General features: G+C 71.2%; 20 protein-coding genes. 7 read left to right on the top strand and 13 right to left on the bottom strand.

The genetic code is table 11. From position 1 onward, the window contains the following. Positions 1-3: 3 nt before the first annotated feature. Positions 4-498 (top strand): peptide-methionine (R)-S-oxide reductase MsrB, encoded by a 495-nt coding sequence (msrB, locus tag ACWH95_RS04620; protein ID WP_136028559.1) that lies wholly within the window; start codon positions 4-6, stop codon positions 496-498. Then, entirely contained in the window at positions 495-1040 is a 546-nt protein-coding gene (msrA, locus tag ACWH95_RS04615) for a peptide-methionine (S)-S-oxide reductase MsrA (RefSeq protein ID WP_136028560.1), read from the top strand. Before msrB ends, msrA begins: the two co-directional genes overlap by 4 nt. A gap of 6 nt (positions 1041-1046) precedes the next feature. Here msrA and ACWH95_RS04610 read toward each other — a convergent pair whose 3' ends face one another. The 11 genes from ACWH95_RS04610 to ACWH95_RS04560 form a co-directional block, all read right to left on the bottom strand. Then, positions 1047-1847: an alpha/beta fold hydrolase gene (locus ACWH95_RS04610; protein ID WP_136028561.1), complete on the bottom strand. Its 801-nt coding sequence runs from the start codon at positions 1845-1847 to the stop codon at positions 1047-1049. A 146-nt stretch (positions 1848-1993) separates the two neighbouring features. Beyond that, positions 1994-3463 carry a catalase gene (locus ACWH95_RS04605; RefSeq protein WP_136028562.1) on the bottom strand — a complete coding sequence of 490 codons (1470 nt, stop codon included), beginning with the start codon at positions 3461-3463 and terminating at the stop codon, positions 1994-1996. 67 nt (positions 3464-3530) lie between these two features. After that, the gene (locus tag ACWH95_RS04600) at positions 3531-3950 is read right to left on the bottom strand and encodes a Fur family transcriptional regulator (protein ID WP_136028563.1); all 420 of its coding nucleotides are present in this window, start codon (positions 3948-3950) and stop codon (positions 3531-3533) included. 79 nt (positions 3951-4029) lie between these two features. Continuing rightward, positions 4030-6060 carry a hypothetical protein gene (locus ACWH95_RS04595; RefSeq protein WP_454120273.1) on the bottom strand — a complete coding sequence of 677 codons (2031 nt, stop codon included), beginning with the start codon at positions 6058-6060 and terminating at the stop codon, positions 4030-4032. 4 nt (positions 6061-6064) lie between these two features. Further along, positions 6065-7051, bottom strand: coding sequence for a glycoside hydrolase family 130 protein (locus ACWH95_RS04590; protein WP_454120272.1), 987 nt, complete (start codon positions 7049-7051; stop codon positions 6065-6067). Positions 7052-7066: 15 nt separating this feature from the next. Next, positions 7067-7909: a carbohydrate ABC transporter permease gene (locus tag ACWH95_RS04585; RefSeq protein ID WP_454120271.1), complete on the bottom strand. Its 843-nt coding sequence runs from the start codon at positions 7907-7909 to the stop codon at positions 7067-7069. Beyond that, a complete protein-coding gene (locus tag ACWH95_RS04580) occupies positions 7906-8805 on the bottom strand; it encodes a carbohydrate ABC transporter permease (protein ID WP_378803011.1) in 900 nt (299 codons plus the stop codon). The genes ACWH95_RS04585 and ACWH95_RS04580 overlap by 4 nt, the downstream gene beginning before the upstream one ends. Position 8806: 1 nt before the next feature. Continuing rightward, a complete protein-coding gene (locus tag ACWH95_RS04575) occupies positions 8807-10072 on the bottom strand; it encodes an ABC transporter substrate-binding protein (protein WP_454120270.1) in 1266 nt (421 codons plus the stop codon). A gap of 35 nt (positions 10073-10107) precedes the next feature. Further along, a complete protein-coding gene (locus ACWH95_RS04570; protein WP_247637968.1) occupies positions 10108-11100 on the bottom strand; it encodes a LacI family DNA-binding transcriptional regulator in 993 nt (330 codons plus the stop codon). Positions 11101-11208: 108 nt separating this feature from the next. After that, positions 11209-12126, bottom strand: a complete 918-nt coding sequence (locus ACWH95_RS04565) for a DnaJ domain-containing protein (protein ID WP_454120269.1) — start codon at positions 12124-12126, stop codon at positions 11209-11211. Positions 12127-12193: 67 nt separating this feature from the next. After that, positions 12194-12847 (bottom strand): IMPACT family protein, encoded by a 654-nt coding sequence (locus ACWH95_RS04560; protein WP_454120268.1) that lies wholly within the window; start codon positions 12845-12847, stop codon positions 12194-12196. 80 nt (positions 12848-12927) lie between these two features. Between ACWH95_RS04560 and ACWH95_RS04555 the strand changes: the two genes are divergently transcribed. The 3 genes from ACWH95_RS04555 (at position 12928) to ACWH95_RS04545 (ending at position 15341) form a co-directional block, all read left to right on the top strand. After that, positions 12928-14193 (top strand): sensor histidine kinase, encoded by a 1266-nt coding sequence (locus tag ACWH95_RS04555; RefSeq protein ID WP_454120267.1) that lies wholly within the window; start codon positions 12928-12930, stop codon positions 14191-14193. After that, the gene (locus ACWH95_RS04550; protein ID WP_136028572.1) at positions 14190-14813 is read left to right on the top strand and encodes a response regulator; all 624 of its coding nucleotides are present in this window, start codon (positions 14190-14192) and stop codon (positions 14811-14813) included. The genes ACWH95_RS04555 and ACWH95_RS04550 overlap by 4 nt, the downstream gene beginning before the upstream one ends. Before the next feature lie 78 nt (positions 14814-14891). Further along, the gene (locus ACWH95_RS04545; RefSeq protein WP_454120266.1) at positions 14892-15341 is read left to right on the top strand and encodes a DUF2871 domain-containing protein; all 450 of its coding nucleotides are present in this window, start codon (positions 14892-14894) and stop codon (positions 15339-15341) included. 91 nt (positions 15342-15432) lie between these two features. On the opposite strand, the gene cycA is transcribed toward ACWH95_RS04545, so the two are convergent. Continuing rightward, the gene (gene cycA / locus ACWH95_RS04540) at positions 15433-16878 is read right to left on the bottom strand and encodes a D-serine/D-alanine/glycine transporter (protein ID WP_454120655.1); all 1446 of its coding nucleotides are present in this window, start codon (positions 16876-16878) and stop codon (positions 15433-15435) included. 223 nt (positions 16879-17101) lie between these two features. Between cycA and ACWH95_RS04535 the strand changes: the two genes are divergently transcribed. Further along, the gene (locus tag ACWH95_RS04535; protein ID WP_454120265.1) at positions 17102-18574 is read left to right on the top strand and encodes an MATE family efflux transporter; all 1473 of its coding nucleotides are present in this window, start codon (positions 17102-17104) and stop codon (positions 18572-18574) included. A 180-nt stretch (positions 18575-18754) separates the two neighbouring features. Next, positions 18755-19180: a hypothetical protein gene (locus ACWH95_RS04530; RefSeq protein WP_136029013.1), complete on the top strand. Its 426-nt coding sequence runs from the start codon at positions 18755-18757 to the stop codon at positions 19178-19180. Positions 19181-19184: 4 nt separating this feature from the next. On the opposite strand, the gene ACWH95_RS04525 is transcribed toward ACWH95_RS04530, so the two are convergent. Then, on the bottom strand, positions 19185-20888 hold the full coding sequence (locus ACWH95_RS04525; RefSeq protein ID WP_454120264.1) for an AMP-binding protein: 1704 nt from the start codon (positions 20886-20888) through the stop codon (positions 19185-19187). Positions 20889-21193 lie beyond the last annotated feature (305 nt).

Below are 21193 nucleotides of genomic sequence, written 5' to 3'. Positions count from 1 at the left end.
CTCATGTCGAACGACTACGGCAAGACCCCCGAGGCGGTCAGCGCCCTGACGAACCTGCAGTACGAGGTGACGCAGCAGGACGCCACCGAGCCGCCCTTCCGCAACGCCTACTGGAACACCCACGACGACGGCATCTACGTCGATGTGGTCTCCGGGCAGCCGCTGTTCTCGTCCCGCGACAAGTACGACAGCGGCACCGGCTGGCCGAGCTTCACGCGCCCGATCGACGCCGAGGCCGTGACCACCAAGACCGACCGCACGCTGTGGATGACCCGCACCGAGGCCCGCTCGACCGGAGCCGACAGCCACCTGGGTCACGTGTTCGACGACGGACCGGCGGCCGAGGGCGGCCTGCGCTACTGCATGAACTCCGCGGCCCTGCGCTTCATCCCGGCTGACAGGCTGGAGGAGGAGGGGTACGGTCGCTACAGCCGCCTCTTCGCCGCGGACCCCACCACGACACCCGACACCCCCGACACCGCTGAGGAGCAGTCATGACCGACACCGGAACCATCACCCGCACCCCCGGGACCGAGACCGCCGTGCTGGCGGGCGGCTGCTTCTGGGGCATGGAAGACCTGATCCGCCGCCAGCCCGGGGTGCTCGACACCCGCGTGGGCTACACCGGTGGCGAGAACGACCACGCCACCTACCGCAACCACCCCGGTCACGCGGAGGCGGTCGAGATCGTGTTCGACCCGACCCAGACGACCTACCGCGACATCCTCGCGTTCTTCTTCCAGATCCACGACCCGTCGACGCTGAACCGTCAGGGCAACGACATCGGGTCGAGCTACCGCTCCGCGATCTTCCCGCTCACTCCCGAGCAGGAGCAGGTCGCGCGCGACACGATCGCCGACGTCGACGCCTCCGGGCTGTGGCCGGCGAAGGCCGTCACCACCATCGAGCCCGCCGGGCCGTTTTGGCAGGCCGAGGAGGAGCACCAGGACTACCTGATCAAGTACCCGAACGGCTACACGTGCCACTTCCCGCGCGCGGGCTGGGTGCTGCCGAAGCGTGAGGACGCCACCGCGAGCTGACCGCGGTCAGCCCTCGGCGAAGAAGGCGAGCGCGGCTTCCTTGAAGTCGCGCGAGCCCGGCGCGTTGAAGTGATGCCGGTTCGGGATCTCCACGAACCGGCCGTCGGGGGCCGCGGCCGCCAGTGCCCGCGAGCCCTCGATGATCGCGTCTTTCGACCCGGTCGCGAACAGGATCGGCCGGGTCGGGGCGTCGGCCGGGTCGGGGTCGATCGTGCCCGAGCCGCGCAGCCCCTCCGCCAGCGCGACCAGGGCCCGCAGGTCGTTGCCGGGCACGCGCTCGGTCAGGGCGATGTAGTTCTGGGTGGTGCGGTCGGTCACCGGCGTGCCGTCGGCGAGATACGCCCGCACCTCGTCCAGGTCGAGCCGGGCCAGGGGGATGCCGTCGGGAACCCCTCCGAGCACCGCCCGGCCGATCCGGTGCGGGAGCTCCCGCACGACCTCCCAGCCGACGCGCGCACCCAGCGAGTAGCCCAGGTAGAAGGCGTCGTCGACGAGGTAGGTGTCCATCACCGTCTCCACGTCGGTCGCCAGGGCGCGGATCGCGTAGGCGTCGGCCTCGTGCGGCTTGTCGCTCTGGCCGTGCCCCCGCTGGTCCAGGGCCAGCACGCGGTAGCCGGCCGCGGTGAGCTCGCGCACCCAGCCCGTGAGCACCCAGTTGTCGCGCGCGCTCGACGCGAAGCCGTGCACCGCCACCACGACCGGGGCATCGAGCTCACCCCACGTGTAGGTCGCCAGCCGGGTGCCGTCGGGGGCGTACACGTGCTGGGGAGCGGGCATCGCGGTCAGGTCGGAGAGGGGAACGGCCACCCCTCCATCCTGCTCCCTCTCGCGCGGCAACGGCCGCACCGACGACGAACCCCCTCCTGCGGGCACGGTGCAGAAGGGGGCGTTCGTCGGGGTCCCCGCCGGCGGCGCCCCTCCCCGGATGACGGAGGGAGGGGCGCCGACCCGGGTCAGACCCGGTCGCGGAGCGCGGCGCCGAGCTCGGCGTCCACGTTCGTCCAGTACTGGAAGAAGCGCTCGCGGATCGCGTCGATCGTGATCGAGCGGCCCTGGCCGGTCAGCGTCTCCAGGAAGCGGGCGCGCTGCTCCCCGTCGAACACCTCGCGGTAGAGCGTGCCGGCCTGGCCGAAGTCGTCGTCCTCGGCGTGCAGGGTCGCCGCGGAGCGGGTCAGCTCGCCGTCGGCCGCCCAGTTCGCCTCGACACCCTTCGCCGGGTCGGCCTCGGGGCCGCCGGCGGGGCCGAACGAGTTCGGCTGGTAGGTGCGGTGCGCGGCGTCGTTGTACTGGTACCGCATCGAGCCCTCGTGCTGGTAGTTGCGCACCTCGGCCGCGTGCGGCTGGTTGACCGGCAGCTGGTTGTAGTTCGCGCCGATGCGGTGACGCTGCGCGTCGGGGTACGCGAAGATGCGGCCCATCAGCATCTTGTCGGGGGAGATGCCCGTGCCGGGCACCTGGTTGCCGGGCGCGAAGCCCGCCTGCTCGATCTGCGCGAAGAAGTTCTCCGGGTTGCGGTTCAGGGTCAGCGTGCCGACCTTGATGCGCGGGTAGTCCTTCTTGGAGATCGTCTTGGTCAGGTCGAACGGGTTGAAGCGGTAGTCCTTCGCCTCGTCGTACGGCATGATCTGCACGTACAGGTCCCACTTCGGGAAGTCACCCTGGGCGATCGACTGGAACAGGTCGCGGCGGTAGTGGTCGGCGTCGGTGCCGGCGAGCTTCTCTGCCTCCTCCGGGCTCATCGCCTCGACGCCCTGGTGCGCCAGGAAGTGGTACTTCACCCAGAACAGCTCGCCCGCGGCGTTCACCCACGAGTACGTGTGCGAGCCGTAGCCGTTCATGTGGCGCCAGCTGCGGGGGAGCCCGCGGTCGCCCATGAGGTACGTGACCTGGTGGGCGGACTCGGGCGAGAGCGTCCAGAAGTCCCACTGCATGTCGGCGTCGCGCAGACCGGAGTCGCCCAGGCGCTTCTGCGAGTGGATGAAGTCGGGGAACTTGATGGCGTCGCGCAGGAAGAACGTGGGGGTGTTGTTGCCCACGATGTCGAGGTTGCCCTCGGTCGTGTAGAACCGCAGCGAGAAGCCGCGCACGTCGCGCCAGGTGTCGGGGGAGCCCTGCTCGCCCGCGACGGAGGAGAAGCGGATCAGCGTCTCGGACGTGGCACCGGGCTGGAACACCGCGGCCCTGGTGTACTGCGACACGTCCTCCGTGACGACGAACTCGCCGAACGCGCCACCGCCCTTGGCGTGCGGGTTGCGCTCCGGCACCCGCTCGCGGTTGAACGAGGCGATCTTCTCGACCAGGTGCTGGTCGTGCAGCACGGTGGGGCCGTCGGCACCGACCGTGAGGGAGTGGGTGTCGCTCGCGATGGGCGTACCCGTCTGCGTCGTGGTGGCCGGACGGTTCGACCCGGTGGGGTTCGACATGGTGTTCTCCTTCTGCGCGCGGGCACGCCGAACAGCGCCGTCGGGGGACGGGCGGTCGGAGGCGGGCCTACGCGGCGTTCTGGCAGCTGGGGCACAGGCCCCAGAAGGTGACTTCGGCTGTCTGGACGGTGAATCCCCCCGTGGAGGAGGGGGTGAGGCACGGCGCCTCGCCGACGACGCAGTCCACATCGCCGATCGCACCGCAGGAGGTGCACACGACGTGGTGGTGGTTGTCGCCGATGCGCCGTTCGTAGAGCGCCGCGGATCCTGCCGGTTCGATCCGGCGGATGAGCCCCGCCGTCGTCAGGTCCGCGAGGATGTTGTGCACCGACTGGATCGACGTGGTCGGCAGCGACTCGGAGACCGCGCGGTAGACGCGCTCCGCATCCGTGTGGGCCATGGAGCCGAGAGCCTCGAGAACGGCGACGCGGCCCGCGGTCGCACGCAGCCCGGCGCCTCGCAGCGCCGAGTCGAGGTCTGTCTCCATGTCCTCGACTCTACACGTTCTTTTGAGTGACTCAAAAAGAGCATGCCGGCATGGCGAGTCGCCCCGGCGGCCGCGGGCCTCAGCGCCGCGTCACCGTGAAGCCCCGCCCCCGCACGCGCACGCGGCCGCCCGGGGTGCCGTTCCCGCGCGGTGCTCCGCTCTCGTCGTAGGCCGTGCCCGCTCCGGGTGCCAGGGGTGCCACGCGCTGCTGCTCCGCGGTCGCGTTGGCGTACAGCACCGCCGCGCCGCCCGTGGTCGCGTACACCGCCGTGGTCACGCGGGGTTGCACCACCAGCGCGTCCAGGCGCAGGTCGCCGCGGCTGGTGCAGCGCACGGTCACGGGGCCGTCCGGGAGTCCGCCGCCGAGCAGCTGCGGCACGAGCATGCCGTCCGCCTCCGTGAGTCCGCGGTCGCCCGTGCCCCCGGCCGCGGTCTCGGTGCTCCACAGCCGCCGTCCGCCGCGCCGCGCCTCCCACACCGCGGTCCCGGCGTCCGCGGCCTGCCGCCACACGAGCCCGTGCAGCACCCCGCCAGGCTCGGTGAGGTCGAACTCGACCCACTCGCCCTCGGGCACCCGCACGAACGCGCCGCCCGCGAGGTTGCCCTCGCCGGTCCACGCGCCGTCCGCGGGACGCTCGACCGTGCACCCGGGCGAGAGCCGTGCGGTCTCGGCGTCGAGCGCCCGCAGTCCCGCGAACGACGACAGCCCCGTGATCGAGGTCGCCAGCCGCGCCACGTCGGGGTTCGCGTCGAGCAGCTGCATCGTGAGCAGGCCGTGGATCGTCGACTCCGCGCCCGAGTTGCGGTTCACGCGGCCGTCGGTCTCGACGCCGTCGAAGGTCACGCCGGTCGCGGGGTCGTACACCGGCACACCCGCGGTGTTGGCGCCGAAGAACCATCCCGCCGCGAGCCCCGCGATCACCCGCAGTCCCTCGCCGCCCGCGCTCGCCGCCTGCAGCGCCCCGGCCACGCGGCCGTGTGCGCCGTAGGCGATCTGCGCCTCGGCGGGCAGCGGCGCCCACGCGTTGTGCGGTCCGCCCGAGGTCAGCACCTGCGGCGTGAAGCGGGCCGCGTCCGCCACGGCCGCGGCGGAGAGGTCGGGGCGTCGCAGCACGCCGCCCGCCCTGGCCAGCGCCTCGGGAGCCGCCGCGCCCCACGCGTGCCAGAACCCCAGCGAGCCCGTCCACGGCAGCACGGCCCCGAACGGCCAGTCCTGATCGGGGTCGGTCGCCATGGCCGCCACGCCCTCGGCGTACGTCTGGAGGGCCGTGCGACTGCGGTCGTCTCCGGCCTCCGCGGCGGCGGCGAGCCCGAGCATCGCCTCCGCGGTGGCGTCGGCGCCGCCCGCGATGAGCCACGCCGGCAGGTCGCGTCCGTCGCTGCGGACCCACTGCCCTGCACGGCCGAGCGACTCGCGCGCCAGCGCGTCCAGGCACAGGTGCAGCCGCGCTCGCAGGAACTCCGCGAAGGCGGGATCCTCCGTGCGGAACGCGGTGTATCCCTCTCCGAAGGCCCACACGGTGCGGGCCAGCCAGTACGACTCCGCCGAGTCCGAGGGGTCGGGCAGCTCGACCGGGATCGCGCTCGGCGTGAGTGTGCCGTCCTCCTGCTGCCACAGCACCACGCGTCCGGCGTTCGGCCCCGACACGGTCTGGAGGAACGCGAGGGAGCGGAGCACGTCGCGGGCGTCGTCGCGGCTCTGCGGGTCGCCCGTGGCGCGCCAGTCCCGCAGGAACACCACCGCGGCGCGGGCGATGTCGTCGGCGTTGTACGCGCCCTGCGACCAGTAGCCGGTGGCGGCGTCGCGCGTGCCGCCGCCGACGGGACGGTAGCCGCCCGCGCCGTCGGTGTCGGCGTAGGTCCACGGCGCCCGCACGACGGGGCGCTCCGCGATGCCCTCGGTGGTGTGCGTGTCGCTCGCGACGACCGGCACGTCGGCCAGCAGGAACCGCAGGTGCGCGAGGTTCGTGAGGCGGCGACCGCGGGCGCTGGCCGGGCGGAGGGCCGATCCGGCCGCGGTGCCTTGGGCCACCGCGGCGTCGACGGGCAGCAGCGCCAGGGCGGACGTGGTCGCGGCGAGCGTCAGGAAGGTGCGGCGCGTGGTCTCCATGGCCTCACTCCTCGCCCTCGGCCTCGCGCAGCGCGCGGCCCCACGGCTCCGCGGGGTCGTGGATCGCGACGGCCAGGGTCGTGTCGGACTGGCCGTAGTACGCGAACCACTTCCCGTGGAACTTCACCAGTCCCTCCACGAAGGTCACGTTCGACACCAGGCCGTGCAGATCCTCGAAGCTCTGCGGGCGCAGCCACGGCTCCTGCATCCGGGCGATGACCTTCGTCGGCTCGTCCGGGTCGATGGCGATCTGCCCGCAGCGGTAGTCGACGTCGACCGTGCCGTCGTCGTGCACCGTGCGTGTGGCGCCGTTGGTGAGCATCACCAGCAGCCCGTTGTCGGTGACCACGGGCGAGGTACCGATCTCCACCAGCGCCTCGTCCCAGGTGCCGGGCGTGGGCGTGTACATCGGCTCGGTGTCGGGGGTGCCGGGTGTCCAGTGGATGAGGTCGTCGCTGGTCGCCCAGTAGATGCCGCCCTCGCCGAAGTACATCCACCACTTGCCGTGCATCTTCTGCGGGACGATCACCCCGGCCTTCGACCAGTTGAACCCGCGGGGGTCCATGGTCTTGAAGGTGTCGAAGTCGTCGAACAGCGGGCCGTGCCTGGTCCAGGTGCGCAGATCGGTCGAGGTCGCCAGGCACAGCTGCGCGCTGTGACGGTCCCAGCCGGTGTAGGTGAGGTAGTAGGTGCCGCCGATCAGCGCGATGCGCGGATCCTCGCAGCCGTAGCGCTCGTAGTCCTCGACGGGGGAGAGGATCGGCGCGTCCTCGCGCGTGAACGTGACCCCGTCGCGGGAGCGGGCGAGCCCGATGTGCGACACGATGTCGTCGGCGTGCGCGCGGTACAGCAGCAGCACCTCGTCGCCGTCGACCAGGGCCGCCGGGTTGTAGAGGTTCGCCGACTCCCAGCTGTCGCCGCGCGGACGCAGGATCGGGTTCCCCTCGTAGGGGGTGAACGGACCGAGGGGGAAGGATGCTCCGGTGAACATGGATGCCCTTTCTGGCTAGCCCTTGACGGCCGCGCCGAGGTCGGTGGCCTTGAAGAAGCGCTGGAAGACGATGAACAGGATGACGACGGGGAATGCGAGTGCCGTGGCGCCCGCGAGGATCGCCCCGTTCGGGTTGGCGGTTGACTGCGCGACGTTGGAGATGTAGTTCGCGAGCGACACGGCGAGCGGCTGCAGCGACGCATCCTTCGTGATGAGGAACGGCCACAGGAACTCGTTCCACGGGCCGATGAAGGTGACCAGCACCACGGTCACCAGCACGGGGCGGATCAGCGGGATCGCGACCGAGGTGAGCAGGCGGATCTCGCCCGCGCCGTCGATGCGCGCGGCCTCGAAGATCTCCGTGGGCAGCGCCCGGAAGAACTGCACGAAGATGAACACCGCGGTCGTGTTGATGAGGAACGGCAGGATCATGCCCAGGTACGAGTCGCCCAGACCGTAGTTGCGCGTGATCTGCACGTACAGCGGGATCATCAGCAGCTGGAACGGCACCATCTGCACGAGCAGCATCAGCACCCAGATCACGCCGCGGCCGCGGAAGTCGAGCCGGGCGATCGCATAGCCGGCGAGCAGCCCGAACACGACGGTGCCCAGCAGCACGCCGAGCGTGAAGATCATCGAGTTGACGAGCGAGCCGACCAGGTCGATGCGCGAGTCGATCGCGATGAAGTTGTCGACCGTCCACCCGCCCGTGGGGATGAGCTGGCTGGGCGAGTTCGTCGGGTTCTCCTGGAACGCGCCGACCAGCATGAAGTAGAACGGGAAGGCGAAGCCGATCGCTGCGATCGTGAGCGCGATCACGCTCAGCACGCGGGGCAGGGTGTTCTTCCGGCGCATCATCGCTCCCTCGTCGCGCGGTTGGCGGCCAGCGACAGCATCCCCACGAGCACCACCAGGATCATGCCGATCGCGGCCGCGGTGTCGGGGTTCTGCTGCTGGATGCCCAGCTGGTAGATGAGCAGCACCGGCGTGGTGGACGCGCCGTCCGGCCCGCCGCCGTTGGTGAGCAGGTACGGCTCGGTGAAGAGGTTCGCCCCGGTGATGATCGAGAGGATCAGCACGAGCGTGGTCGCACTGCGCACGCCGGGGACGGTCACGTTCCAGAACCGCGCGAGGGCGCCGGCGCCGTCGGTCTCGGCGGACTCGTACAGCTCCTTCGGCACGTTCTGCAGCGCCGCCAGGTACAGCAGGATGTAGAAGCCGAGCTGCTTCCAGGTGACGTAGAGCGCGATCATCGGCATGGCCAGCGCGCTGTTCACGAGCCACGACGGGTCGGGCGCGAGCGGCCCCAGGATCGTGTTGACGAGCCCGTTGCCCGAGAACAGCAGCATCCACACGCCCACCAGCGAGACGCTCGCGGTGAGGTACGGCACGTAGAAGGCCACGCGGTACGCGGCCACCCAGCGGATGCCGGTGTTCAGGGCGGCTGCGAGCACGAGCGCCAGCACCGCCGTGAGCGGCACGTTGATCACCAGGAACACGAGGGTGTTGCGGAACGCTCCGAGCACGCGCGGGTCGGTGAGCACCGTGACGAAGTTGTCGAAGCCGACGAAGGGCCGGTCGACCTCGGCGCCCGGCGCGGTGAAGAAGTAGTCGTGGAAGGCGATGTAGATGGCGAAACCGAGCGGATACGCGAAGATCGCGATCACGAACACGAGGTACGGCAGCGCGAAGAGGCCGCCGATCGGCTGCGCACCCAGCCACCGGGTGCGCAGCCGTCGGTTGTCGGTGGTCATGTCACTCGGCGACGAGCTCGTCGACCTTCGCGGCGGCGTTCTTCAGGAAGTCGGAGGTCGACTCCTTCGCGAAGATCACCGCGGACGAGTACTCGTCGCGGAACGCCTGCCAGGCCTCCACCGAGTTCGGGATGCTGGGCACGTCGGCCGTGTTCTCCGCCTGCTCCGCGAACGCCACATAGTCCGGGTTGGCGGAGAAGTAGTCGGCGTACGTGTCGGTGAGGTCCGTGCGCATCGGCATCTGGCCGGTCGCCTCGAGCAGCTGGCCGTCGGCCTCCTCGCTCGTGGAGAACTTCAGGAACTCCCACGCGGTCGCCTGGTTCTCGCAGGCGGTGAACATCGACACGCTCTTGGAGTCGGCGAACGTGGTGGGGTTCTCCCGGCCGTCGCTGGTCGGCACGGGCATGAAGCCCACGTCGACCGTCTCGGCGTACGACGGGATGGCCCAGGGGCCGGCGAGCTGCATGGCCGTGGTGCCGGCGGACATCGCGTCGTCGGTCGCCGCCTCGTTCGGCGCGAGCTTCTCCTCGTACACGGTGGCCCAGAAGTCGGCCACGGTCTTGCCGTCGTCCGAGTCGAACGTGGCCTTGCCGTCCTCCACGAGCATGGTGCCGTCGGTCTCGGCGAGGTACAGCGGATAGAAGTCGAACCACGGCTGGTAGAACTCGCTCGTCGGCGCGGGCCAGATGGCGCTCTGCACGCCCGAGTCGACGATGGCGCGCGCCCCCTCCAGGAACGCGTCGTACGTGTTCATCTGCGGGTCCGCGGGGTCGAGCCCGGCGGCCTGGAACAGGGTCTTGTTGTACATGACCATGACCGGGTTCGACTTCCACGGCAGCTGGTAGTACTTGCCGTCCGTGGCGTAGGGCTCGACGTCGCCGCTGCGCTCGGTGATGTAGTCGCTGCCGCCGTCCATCGAGCTGAGGTCGACCAGGCCGCCCTGCTTGACCCAGCCCGACACGGCCGCCGGCGCGACGTTGTAGACGAGGCACGGTGCGGTCCCGGCGGTGATCGCCGCGGTGATGGCCTCCTCCGAGGACGAGCCTGCCGGGATCTCCTGCGCGGTGACCTTCTCGTCGGGGTGCTCCTCGTTCCAGGCGTCGACGACCGCCTGACCCCAGGCGACCTCCTGCTCGTTGTTCGACAGCCAGATGTCGATGGGGCCGGTGCCCTCGGCGGAGCCTTCGCCGCCTCCGCCGCCGGACGAGCATCCGGTGACGACGAGCGCGACGGCGCCCACGAGTGCTGCTGCGCGGATCTTCTTCATGGTGTCCTCCTTGACGCGATGGGTGGTGCGGGGGCTCAGGAGCCGGTGCTCTCCCGGAAGTGCACGACGTTGCAGTCCACGACCTCGGTGCGCGGTTCGGCGCCGAGGATGCTCTCCTGCAGCAGCCGGGCGGCCGCGCGGCCCCGGGCGGCCGGATCGGACGACACGCTCGTGAGCGCGGGGGAGAGGTGGGCGGAGAGGTGGTCGTCGTCGAAGCCGGAGATGGCCAGGTCGCGGGGGATCGCGAGACCCTGCGAGCGGGCGAGGGAGAGCCCGGCGATGGCCATGGTGTCGTTCGAGTAGAGGATCGCCGTGGGGCGGTCGGGCAGCGCGAGCAGTTCCTCGGTCACGTCGCGCCCGCTCGCGGCGGTGAAGTCGCCCTCGCGCAGCAGCTCGTCGGAGCCCGCGGCCTCGGTGTAGGCGGCGGCACGGGCGGCCGAGTGCACGTAGTCGAGCGGGCCGGACACGTGGGCGATGCGGGTGTGCCCTGCGGCGCGGAGCCGGTCGAGGATCTCGCGCATCGGCGCGGCGTCGTCGGTGCGCACGCACGAGAACGGGCTGGGCTGGTCGTAGGCGCCGACCAGCACGGTGGGCAGCCCGAGCTCGTCGAGGAAGGGCACGCGCCAGTCGTCGGTGCGCAGGTCGAGCAGCAGCGCGCCGTCGGCCCGGCCGCGGGCGAGCGTGCGGTACGCGCGCTCCTCGGCCTCGCGACCCTGCACCACCTGGAGCACGAGCGCGGTCTCGGTCTCGGCGAGCACCGACTCGACCCCGGCGATGAACGCGGGGAAGAACGAGTCGTTCGCGATGACCTCGGGGTCGCGCGCGAGGACGACGGCGATCGCGTTGGCGCGGCGCGTGGCGAGGGCTCTGGCGCTCTGGCTCGGAGCCCAGTCGAGCTTGCGGGCCGCGGCGAGCACCTTCGCCCTGGTCTCCTCGGAGATGGGGCGGTTGCCGCTGAGCGCGTGCGACACGGTGGCCTTGGTGACGCCGGCCTCGCGGGCGACGTCGGCGATCGTGGTGCGGCCCATGCCGCCTCCTCGCGGGTGTCGGGCTCACTCGGGTGCGTGAACCGGTTTGACGAGTGTAAACCGGTTTGATGACAAGCGTCAAGAGCGGGATCGCGGACGAGCGGAGGGTCAGACGAACCGGACGGTCTGCTGCAGGCGCGTGCGCACGTCGAACAGCTCGTTGCCGCCGATCGCCCTGGCCCCCGGCACCCCCTGGCGCAGCATCATCGCCAGCGCACTGCGCCGCACCACCACGACCGGAACCCCGCGGCTGCTGCCGAGCGGGGTCACCGCCTGCGCCAGATCGTCGTCCGGCAGCACCACGATCGCGCCGCCGAACCTGACCTTCGCGGCCTTCGCCACCTGACGCATCCGGCCGAGCGCCGCCGTCACCGGAGCCCTGGTGCCCAGGCTCGGGCCGGTGATCTCGCCGCGGCGGAAGCCCACCACCCCGCCGAAGTCCTCCGACATGATGCCGTACAGGCCCGAGGGACTGAGCACCACGTGGTCGAGCTTGTCGTCGGGCGTCTGCCCGGCCGCGACGTCGTGCCACACGGTGAAGCCCATCCCGAGGTCGGACACCGTGCGCGCGGTCGCCTCCTCCGCGAGGGCGTCGGCCAGCATGCGCCGCAGCTCCCGCGGTGCGGCCCGCACGAGAGCCGGCGCGTACGGGTCGGGCACCTCCACCCCGTGGCCCGCCCACTCCCGGATGAGCGTGAGGTAGCGCTCGCGGCGCCAGCCGCCGGGCTGTCCGTACGACCGCGCCCGCGGACGGGTGTCGGTGCGCGCGGTCTGCGGTCGCCAGCCGCTCCACTCGGCGCCGTCGTCGGTCACGCCCGTGCGGCGGTCGTAGGCCGCGCGACCCTCCGCCGTGCCGATCAGCTCCCACGCCCGCTGCACCTGGATGAACACCGCGGCGTCGCCGCCCGTGTCGGGGTGCGTCTGGCGGAGGCGGAGGCGGTAGGCCCGGCGCAGCTCCGCGTCGTCGACGGACGGGTCGACCTCGAGGATCTCGTATGGCGAGGCCGAGAGCGGACTGTCGAACATCGCTCTCCTTCCGCGACCGCGGCGTCCAGGATAGCCGCCGCGCGTATGCGCCCGCCGGGAGTGCCGGTCAGGCGGGCACGTCGACCACGCGCTCGACGCCGGTCTCGAGGCGCACGGCTCCGGCCGACGCGGCGGCGAGGTCGTCGGACAGTCGCGGCAGCTCCTCCGCAGGAACCCACAGCTCCAGGCGCGCGGCCTCTCCGTACTGCGGCGTGCCGAGGGTCGCGCCGTGCTGCTGCGCCCACTCCCGCAGCAGGTTGTCGTAGCGCCCGGCGTCGGCGTGGGGCACCTCGACCGTGGTCTGGGTCAACGCCCGTCGGTGCACGAGCGCCGCGCGGTCGAGGGCTTCCGACACCGCGGAGCCGTACGCGCGCACGAGCCCGCCCGCCCCGAGCTTCACCCCGCCGAAGTAGCGCGTCACGACCGCGACCACGTCGGTCAGTTCCCGCCGGCGCAGCACCTCCAGCATCGGCACTCCCGCGGTGCCCGACGGCTCGCCGTCGTCGGAGGAGCGGGCCTGATCGCCGCGCAGCCCCGTGACCATGGCCGTGCAGTTGTGGTTCGCGTCCCACGCGCGCTTGCGCACGCCCGCGATCACGGTCTCCGCCTCGGCCACCGACGCCACGGGCGCGACCAGCGTCAGGAAGCGCGACTTGCGGATCACGAGCTCGTGCTCCACCGGGGCCGCGATCGTCGCGGGGTAGGGGTGGGCGGCGGTCACGGCCTCACGATACCGAGGTCGTCCGCCGCCTCCGTCGAACGATGGACGCACGGGCGGGCCGTCGGGGGAAGAATGTGAGCATGTCGTCGCCAGAGCCCGCACCGCGCCCCGGCACCGGTCGGTGGTCGTGGGCGACACTGGTGGGCTCGATCCGCGTGGGTCAGGCGGTCATCACCGCGGTGCTGCTCGCGGTCGGCGTGGTCAGGGCGGCGATCGACGGCGTGCCGCTGCCGTGGGTGCTCGCCCTCGGGCTGGTGTTCCTCGGGTGGTACGGCGGCGGGCTGCTGCTCGGCGAGCGCACGGCCGACCGGCGCCTCGCCACCTGGTGGCTGCTCGGCCTCGCCCTCATCTGGCTCGGGGCCGTGGTCGTGTCGCCGGAGTTCGTGTGGCTGGCGTTCGCGCTGTGGCTGCTCGCCGGGTTCATCCTGCCGCTGCGGTGGGCGGTGCCCCTCAGCGTGCTCGTGCTCGCGGTGGTGATCCTCGCCCCGGTCGTGCACACCGGAGAGACGACGTACGCCAACGTGATCGGTCCTCTCGTGGGCGGGGTCTTCGCGCTCGGCATCTCCCGGGGCTACCTCGTGCTGGTGCGCGACGGCCGGGAGCGACGGCGGCTGATCGCCTCGCTCGTGGCCACGCAGGAGGAGATGGCCGCGGTGCAGGACGAGCTCGCCCGCATGCAGCGCGAGTCGGGGGCGAGCGCCGAACGCACCAGGGTGTCGCGCGACCTGCACGACACCGTCGCGCAGAGCCTGTCGTCGGTGGGGATGCTGTCGCGCGCGGCGCTCGCGGGCGACGACCAGGAACAGCGCACCAGGGCGCTCGAGCAGATCGGCGCGCTCGCAGCCGAGGGGCTGGCCGACGCGCGGCGCATCGTGAACGACCTGATGCCCGCGGAGCTGGAGTCCACCGCGCTCGCCGACGCCCTCGCGCGGATGCTCGACCGCCTGTCCGACGAGACCGGCATCGACACGACCCTGCACGCCGACGACGAGCTGCCGCCGCTGGGCATCGACGCCGAGATCGCGCTGCTGCGGACGGCGCAGTCGGCCCTCGCGAACGTCCGCACGCACGCCGGCGCCTCCCGCGTCGTGGTGACCCTGGCGGATGCGGGCGACGCCGTGCGGCTCGACATCGTCGACGACGGGGCGGGTTTCGACGCGTCCCGGTGGGATGCGCGCGGCACGTCGGGGGCGGGCGGCGGCTACGGGTTGCGCTCGATGCGGGCGCGGCTGCGGGAGCTCGGCGGAGGCCTCGACGTGGAGAGCGCCCCGGGCGACGGGACGGCCCTCTCGGCGCACGTGCCGCTGCGGACCGCGGGCCCCCGGGAGACGGGAGCGCTGCGGTGACCGCGGTGCGGGTGCTGCTCGTCGACGACCACCCCATCGTCCGCGCGGGGGTGCGGTCGCTGTTCGACCACCGCGACGACGTGGAGGTCGTGGGCGAGGCGGCGTCGGGGGAGGAGGCGGTCGCCCTCGCGCGGCACCTGCACCCCGACGTCGTGCTGTGCGACCTGCGGCTGGGCGCGGGCATGGACGGCGTGCAGACCACGGCGGCTTTGCGTGCGCAGGACCCCGCCCCCGCCGTGCTCATCCTGACCACGTTCGACCGCGACGCCGAGATCCTCGGGGCCGTCGAGGCGGGCGCCGCGGGCTACCTGCTGAAGGACATCGCCCCGGACGACATCGTGCGTGCGGTGCGTGCGGCCGCGTCGGGCGGGCTCGTCCTCACGCCGGAGCTCAGCGAGCGCGTCGGCCAGGTGCTGCGGGCACCCCGGGTGCGTCTGACCGACCGGGAGCTCGACGTGCTGCGGCTGCTCGCCACGGGCGCCTCGAACCGCGAGATCGCGAAGACCCTGTTCGTGACGGAGGCCACGGTCAAGACCCACCTCGTGCACGTGTTCGAGAAGCTCGGCGCGGACAGTCGCGCCAGGGCCGTGGCGATCGCGCGCGAGACGGGCGTGATCTGAGCCCCGCATCTCCACCGTTCGATGGATCCGCGGATTCCCGGCCCGACGGAGGCTGGGGGTGACCCGAAAGGAACACCCATGCGCCGACTCTTCTACGCCGCGTTCGCCTCCATGCTCGCCGGGGTCGCCTCCGGCCTCTTCTACCGCGAGTTCACCAAGCTCAACGACTTCCCCGAGGGCGCCTCGACGCAGCTCGGGCTCGTGCACACCCACCTGCTGGTGCTGGGCTTCGTGGTCTACCTGATCGTGCTGCTGCTGGAGCGGGCGTTCACGCTCTCCGCGAGCCGCCTGTTCGGCTGGTTCTTCTGGCTCTACACCGCCGGACTCGTGCTCACCTCGGCCATGCTGCTGTGGCACGGCTCCCTGACGGTGCTCGGCCTGGAGTCGTCCAAGATGATCGCCGGCATCGCCGGACTGGGCCACATGCTGCTCACGGCCGGGATGGTGCTGCTGTTCCTCGCTCTGCGCAAGCGCCTGCCCGCCGCGCGACCCGTCGCAGCACCCGTGTCCGCCACCGCGAGCGTCTGACCTCGCCGCAACTCCCCAGAACCGCGGCGTCACACGCGAATCGGCGGGCTCCCCTCCCGGGGGCCCGCCGATTCTGCGCAGTCGCGTGCGTCTAGTGTGCGTCGATGCTCTCGTCGCGCAGGTAGGCGATGTGCGCCTCGTGCCGGGCGATGTGATGGGGCGACTTGCGCACGAACACCCACGCGACGATGAGGATCGCGAACCAGATCGGCGTGACCAGGAGGGCCGTCAGCGTGTCGGGCTGGGTGGTGAGCGCCCACAGGATGAAGACGAAGAAGGCGAGCACCACGAACACCATGAACACGCCGCCGGGCATCTTGAACGCCGAGGCCGCGGCCTTCTCCGGACGGGTGCGCCGGTACTTCAGGTAGCTGCACAGGAAGATCGTCCACACGAACATGAAGCACACCGCCGACACCGTGGTCACCATGTCGAACGCGGTGCCGATGTCCTTGCCCGCATAGAGCAGCACCACGCCCGACAGCAGCAGGATGCAGGAGAGGAACAGGGCGTTCTGCGGCACGCGACGCTTCGACAGGCGGGCGAACATTTGCGGCGCATCGCCGTCCTGCGCGAGGCCGAACACCATGCGCGAGGTCGAGTAGATGCCCGAGTTCGCGCTCGACATGGCCGAGGTGAGCACCACGAGGTTGACGACGGTCGCGGCGATGCCGAGGCCGGCGAGGGCGAACATCGCGATGAACGGGCTCTCCCCGGCCACGTACTCGGTCCACGGGGTGACCGCCATCAGCACGATCAGCGCGCCGACGTAGAACAGCAGCACGCGGATCGGGATCGCGTTGATCGCTTTCGGGAGGTTGCGCTTCGGGTCTTTGGTCTCGGCGGCGGCGGTGCCCACGAGTTCGATCCCGACGAACGCGAACACCGCGATCTGGAAGCCCGCGACGAAGCCCATGAACCCGTGCGGGAACATGCCGCCGTGCTCCCACAGGTTCGAGAAGCTCGCGGTGCCGGCGTCGTGCTGGAAGCCGGTGAACACCATCACCAGACCCGTCGCGATGAGCGCCACGATCGCCACGATCTTGATGAGCGCGAACCAGAACTCCATCTCGCCGAACGCGGCGACGGTCGGCAGGTTCAGCGCGAGCAGGATCACCACGACCAGCAGGCCGGGGATCCACAGCGGGATGCCGGGGATGAGCGCATCCGTGTACCCGGCGATCGCGATCACGTCGGCGACGCCCGTCACCACCCAGCAGAACCAGTAGGTCCAGCCGGTGAAGAACCCGGCCCAGGGCCCGAGCAGATCGCTCGCGAAGTCGCTGAACGACTTGTACTTCAGGTTCGACAACAGCAGCTCGCCCATCGCCCGCATGACGAAGAACAGCATGAACCCGATGATCATGTAGACGAAGATCACCGAGGGCCCGGCGACCGAGATCGTCTTGCCGCTTCCCATGAACAGGCCGGTGCCGATGGCGCCGCCGATGGCCAGCAGCTGGATGTGCCGGTTGCTCAGTGCCCGCCGCAGGTGCTGCTCGCTCCCCGCATCGGCGGTGGCCCCCGTGCTGTTGATCGCCCCCGTGTCTTCCTTCGTCACGCTGTCTCCTCCGGTCTTCGTCGACACGCCGCGACACTCGCGTGCCGGCGACTGATGCAGAGTAACCACCGCGGTGCGCTCGCCCGAAATCGGCAGAGAAGCTCCGGCATTCCGCCCCCCCGGTGTTCCCTCGTCCCGAAACGATTCGATAAACTGGTCGCTCCCCGATCCGCCCTTCGTCTTCTGCGAGCCGCTCTTCATGGCCACCACCCTCACCACGGGCCGTCCGTGGCGTGTCATCCTCGCCTTCTCGATCCCCCTCCTGCTCGGCAACGTCGTGCAGCAGCTGTACCAGTTCGCCGACGCGATCGTGGTCGGGCGCCACCTCGGCGTCCAGTCGCTCGCGGCGGTCGGCGCGACCGGCAGCCTCCTGTTCCTGCTGCTCGGGTTCGCGTGGGGCCTGACGAGCGGCTTCGCGATCCCGGTCGCCCAGGCCTTCGGCGCCCGAGACGATGCCGCCGTGCGCCGCTCGGTCGCGACCGGGGTGCTGCTGAGCGGCATCACCAGCGTCATCCTCACCGTGGTCGCGCCGCTCATCGCCGGGCCGATCCTGGCGCTGCTGCAGACCCCGTCCGAGCTCATGCCCGAGGCGACGGTGTTCACGCAGATCAGCTTCCTCGGCGCGGGCGCGACCATGTTCTTCAACTACCTCTCCGCGATCATCCGCGCGATCGGCGACTCCAAGACCCCGCTGGTGTTCCTCACGGTGTCGTGCGCGCTCAACGTGGGGCTCGTCGTCCTGATGGTGGGGCCGCTGGAGTGGGGCGTCGCGGGGGCCGCCCTGGCGACCGTGGTCGCGCAGGCCGTGTCGGTGATCCTGTGCCTGGAGTTCGTGCGGCGCCGCCTGCCGATGCTGCACCTGCGCCGCGCCGACTGGCGCATCACCGGCTCCGACATCGCGGAGCATCTGCGTCTCGGCCTGCCGATGGGCTTCCAGGCGTCGATCATCGCGATCGGGACGCTCACGGTGCAGGTGGCACTGAACACCCTCGGCGCCGACGCGGTGGCGGCGTACACCACGGCCTCGCGTGTGGACAGCCTCGCGGTCGCCCTGCTCTCGTCGCTCGGGCTCGCCGTGTCGATGTATGCGGCGCAGAACCACGGCGGACGGCGGCCCGACCGCATCCGCCGCGGCGTGGTCGAGGCGACGTGGATGGCGGTGGCCGCCGCGATCGTGCTCGGCGGACTGCTCATCGCGTTCGGCGCTCCCATGGTGCGGCTGTTCGTCGGAGAGGGCTCCGACGGCGTGGTCGACATGGCGCACCGGATGCTCATCATCAACGGCTGCGGCTACTGGGCACTGGGCATGCTGTTCGTGCTCCGCGGTGCGCTCCAGGGGCTCGGGCACACGCTCGTGCCGACCGTGACGGGCGTGATCGAGCTGGTGATGCGCGTCGGGGCGGCCGTGGTGCTCGGGGCCATGATCGGCTTCGACGGCGTCGCGCTCAGCAACCCGCTCGCCTGGGTCGGCGCGATCCTGCTGCTGGCGCCCGCGTACGTCCGTGCCCACCGCGGTCTCGCGAAGCTCCCGGTCGCTCCGGCCGAGGCGACCGAGACCTCGGCGATCGCGATCGTCGGGCCCACCGACGGCTCGATGGTCGTCGACGCCGTGGTCACGCAACCGGTGCGGGTCGTGCGCCCTCGGCGCCTGCGCTGGCCCGTTCGCCGCTGACCGCATGCCTCCGGAGCGCCCCGCGGTCCTCGCCAGGGCCGCGGGGCGTTCGTGTGCGTTGCCGATCCAGCCGATATATCCCTCTGGAGGATGATGCGGATCGGACTTGAGACGGATGGCCCCGAGGGGACACACTTCTAGTGTCGAGAATGCGGGAATTCCGCAGACCGGGGGGTCAACATGACGACATTGAGGGTGGCCAGCGAGCTGGCAGCGGTCCTGATTCCGATCGGGTACGTGGGCGCGGCGATCGCCGTGATCTGCGCGATCGTCGCCGGGATCGCGATCGCGCGGGGTGCCGGTGGTCTCACCGGCGGGGCCGTCGGGGTCTGGATCGTCGGGGCGCTGCTGAGCGTCACCGCGTCTTTCGGCAGCCAGTGGCTGCCGCTGATCATCTCGGGCTCCGCACTCGTGCTGATGCTCACGATCGGCGGCGTCGTGCGCGGCATGGTGGGTGCCGCGGGGCTGACGCGCCGCAGCGAGGCGCCGGCCGAGGCGCTTCCGGTGGCCGCGGCTCCCGCGAAGACCGGGACGCCGAAGGTCGCCGCGGTCGTCAAGGCGGCGACGTCGTCGACGCCCACGTCGCCCGTCGCCGTCGTCTCCTGAGCGCTCAGCGGTAGTCGCGGTCGCGGTGCTGCCGTGAGTCGTCGCCCGACGCGACGCGCTCGGCCTCGCGCGCCCGCAGCTCCACGCGACGGATCTTGCCCGAGATGGTCTTCGGCAGCTCCGGCACGAACTCGATGATCCGCACCCACAGGTGCGACGACAGGCGCTCGTGCGCGTACGCGAACACGGATCGTGCCGCGGCCGTCTCGTCCGCCGCATCCGCGGTCAGGCACACGTACGCCTTCGGCACCGCGAGCCGCGTCGGGTCGGGGCTGGGGATCACGGCCGCCTCGACCACGAGCTCGTGCTCCAGGAGCACCGACTCGAGCTCGAACGGCGAGATCTTGTAGTCCGAGGCCTTGAACACGTCGTCGGAGCGCCCGATGTAGGTGAGGTAGCCGTCGTCGTCGCGCACCGCGATGTCGCCCGTGTGGTGGTATCCGCCGGCGCGTGACTCCGCCGTCTTCTCCGGGTCGTCGTAGTACCCCGCCATGAGTCCGAGCGGCGCGCGCGACAGGTCGAGCGCGATCTCGCCCTCCCGCTCGACCACCGCGCCCGTGGCGGGGTCGAGCAGCACCACCGGGTATCCCGGCAACGGGCGGCCCATCGAGCCGATCTTCACCGGCTGCCCGGGGGAGTTGCCGATGCACGCCGTCATCTCGGTCTGGCCGAAACCGTCGCGGATGGTGCCGCCCCAGGCCTCCCGCACCCGGTCGATGACCTCGGGGTTCAGCGGCTCGCCGGCGCCCACCAGCTCGCGCGGAGGGTGCGTCAGGCGGCCCAGGTCGGCCTGGATGAGCATGCGCCACACGGTGGGCGGGGCGCAGAAGGTCGACACGTGGTGGGTGTCCATGACCTGCATGAGCGTGTTCGCGTCGAACCGGGCGTAGTCGTAGACGAACACGGTGGCCTCGGCCAGGAACGGCGAGTAGAAGCTCGACCACGCGTGCTTCGCCCACCCGGGCGATGAGATGTTGAGGTGCACGTCGTCGGGGCGGACCCCGAGCCACCACATGGTCGACAGGTGCCCGACCGGATACGAGACGTGGGTGTGCTGCACGAGCTTCGGCCGGTTCGTGGTGCCCGAGGTGAAGTACAGCAGTGCGGTGTCGGACGCGGGGGTCGGGCCGTCCGGCTCGAACGCGGCGGGCGCGGCGGCGGAGTCGGCGTAGCGGGCCCAGGCGGGCGGGGCCTCGCCGACGCCGATGCGGAGGATGTCGGGGCCGAGATCGTCGACCCGTTCGGCGAGAGTCCCGAGGGTGACGACGGCGCTGGCGCGGCCGTGCTCCACGCGATAGGCGAGGTCGGTGGCCGACAGCAGCGTGGACGTCGGGATCGACACCGCCCCGATCTTGGTGATCGCCAGCATCACCTCCCACAGCTCGATCGTGTTGTTGAGCATCACGATCACGTGGTCGCCGCGGCGGATGCCGAGCCGCGTGAGCCAGGACGCGACCTGGTCGGAGCGAGCGGAGAGCTCGCCGTACGTCCACGACCGCAGGCGAAGGTCGGCGTCGACGATCTGCACGGCGGGGCGCTGCGGATTCTCGGCGGCCACCACGTCGAACCACTCCAGGGCGAAGTTGAATTCGTCGACCTGCGGCCACGCGAATCCCGCCCGCGCGGCGGCATAGTCCGTGGCGTGCTCGAACAGGAAGTCGCGCATCTCGCGGACGGCGTTCGTGGCGGCGGTGGCACTGCGGCTCATGGTGCTCCTTTGCTGGCGTGCACTCCATCTTTCCGCGTCGGCCCGCCGGACGGCACGCCCCGCGCCGCTTCTCATGTCCTCCCATCGACCGGAGAGAAGGTATACCAGTGTCCTCATTTGACGACGCTAGTCTGGTGGGAGCTCCAGTCAGGCGAGCCAGAGGAGGGCGATGGTGGAGGCGACGAAGAGGACTCCACGCCCGCGCATGAGTACCAATGCGCCCCCTGCCGTGTTCGTCATCGGGATGCTGATGCTCCCCGTGGCATTCCTCGCGGCGGCCCTGTTCCTGCCGTCGCCCCTCGGTG

The sequence above is a fragment of the Microbacterium sp. NPDC055502 genome, from assembly GCF_053643635.1.
Note: the sequence above shows the minus strand (reverse complement) of the source record. Positions and strands in the feature narration are given on the sequence as shown.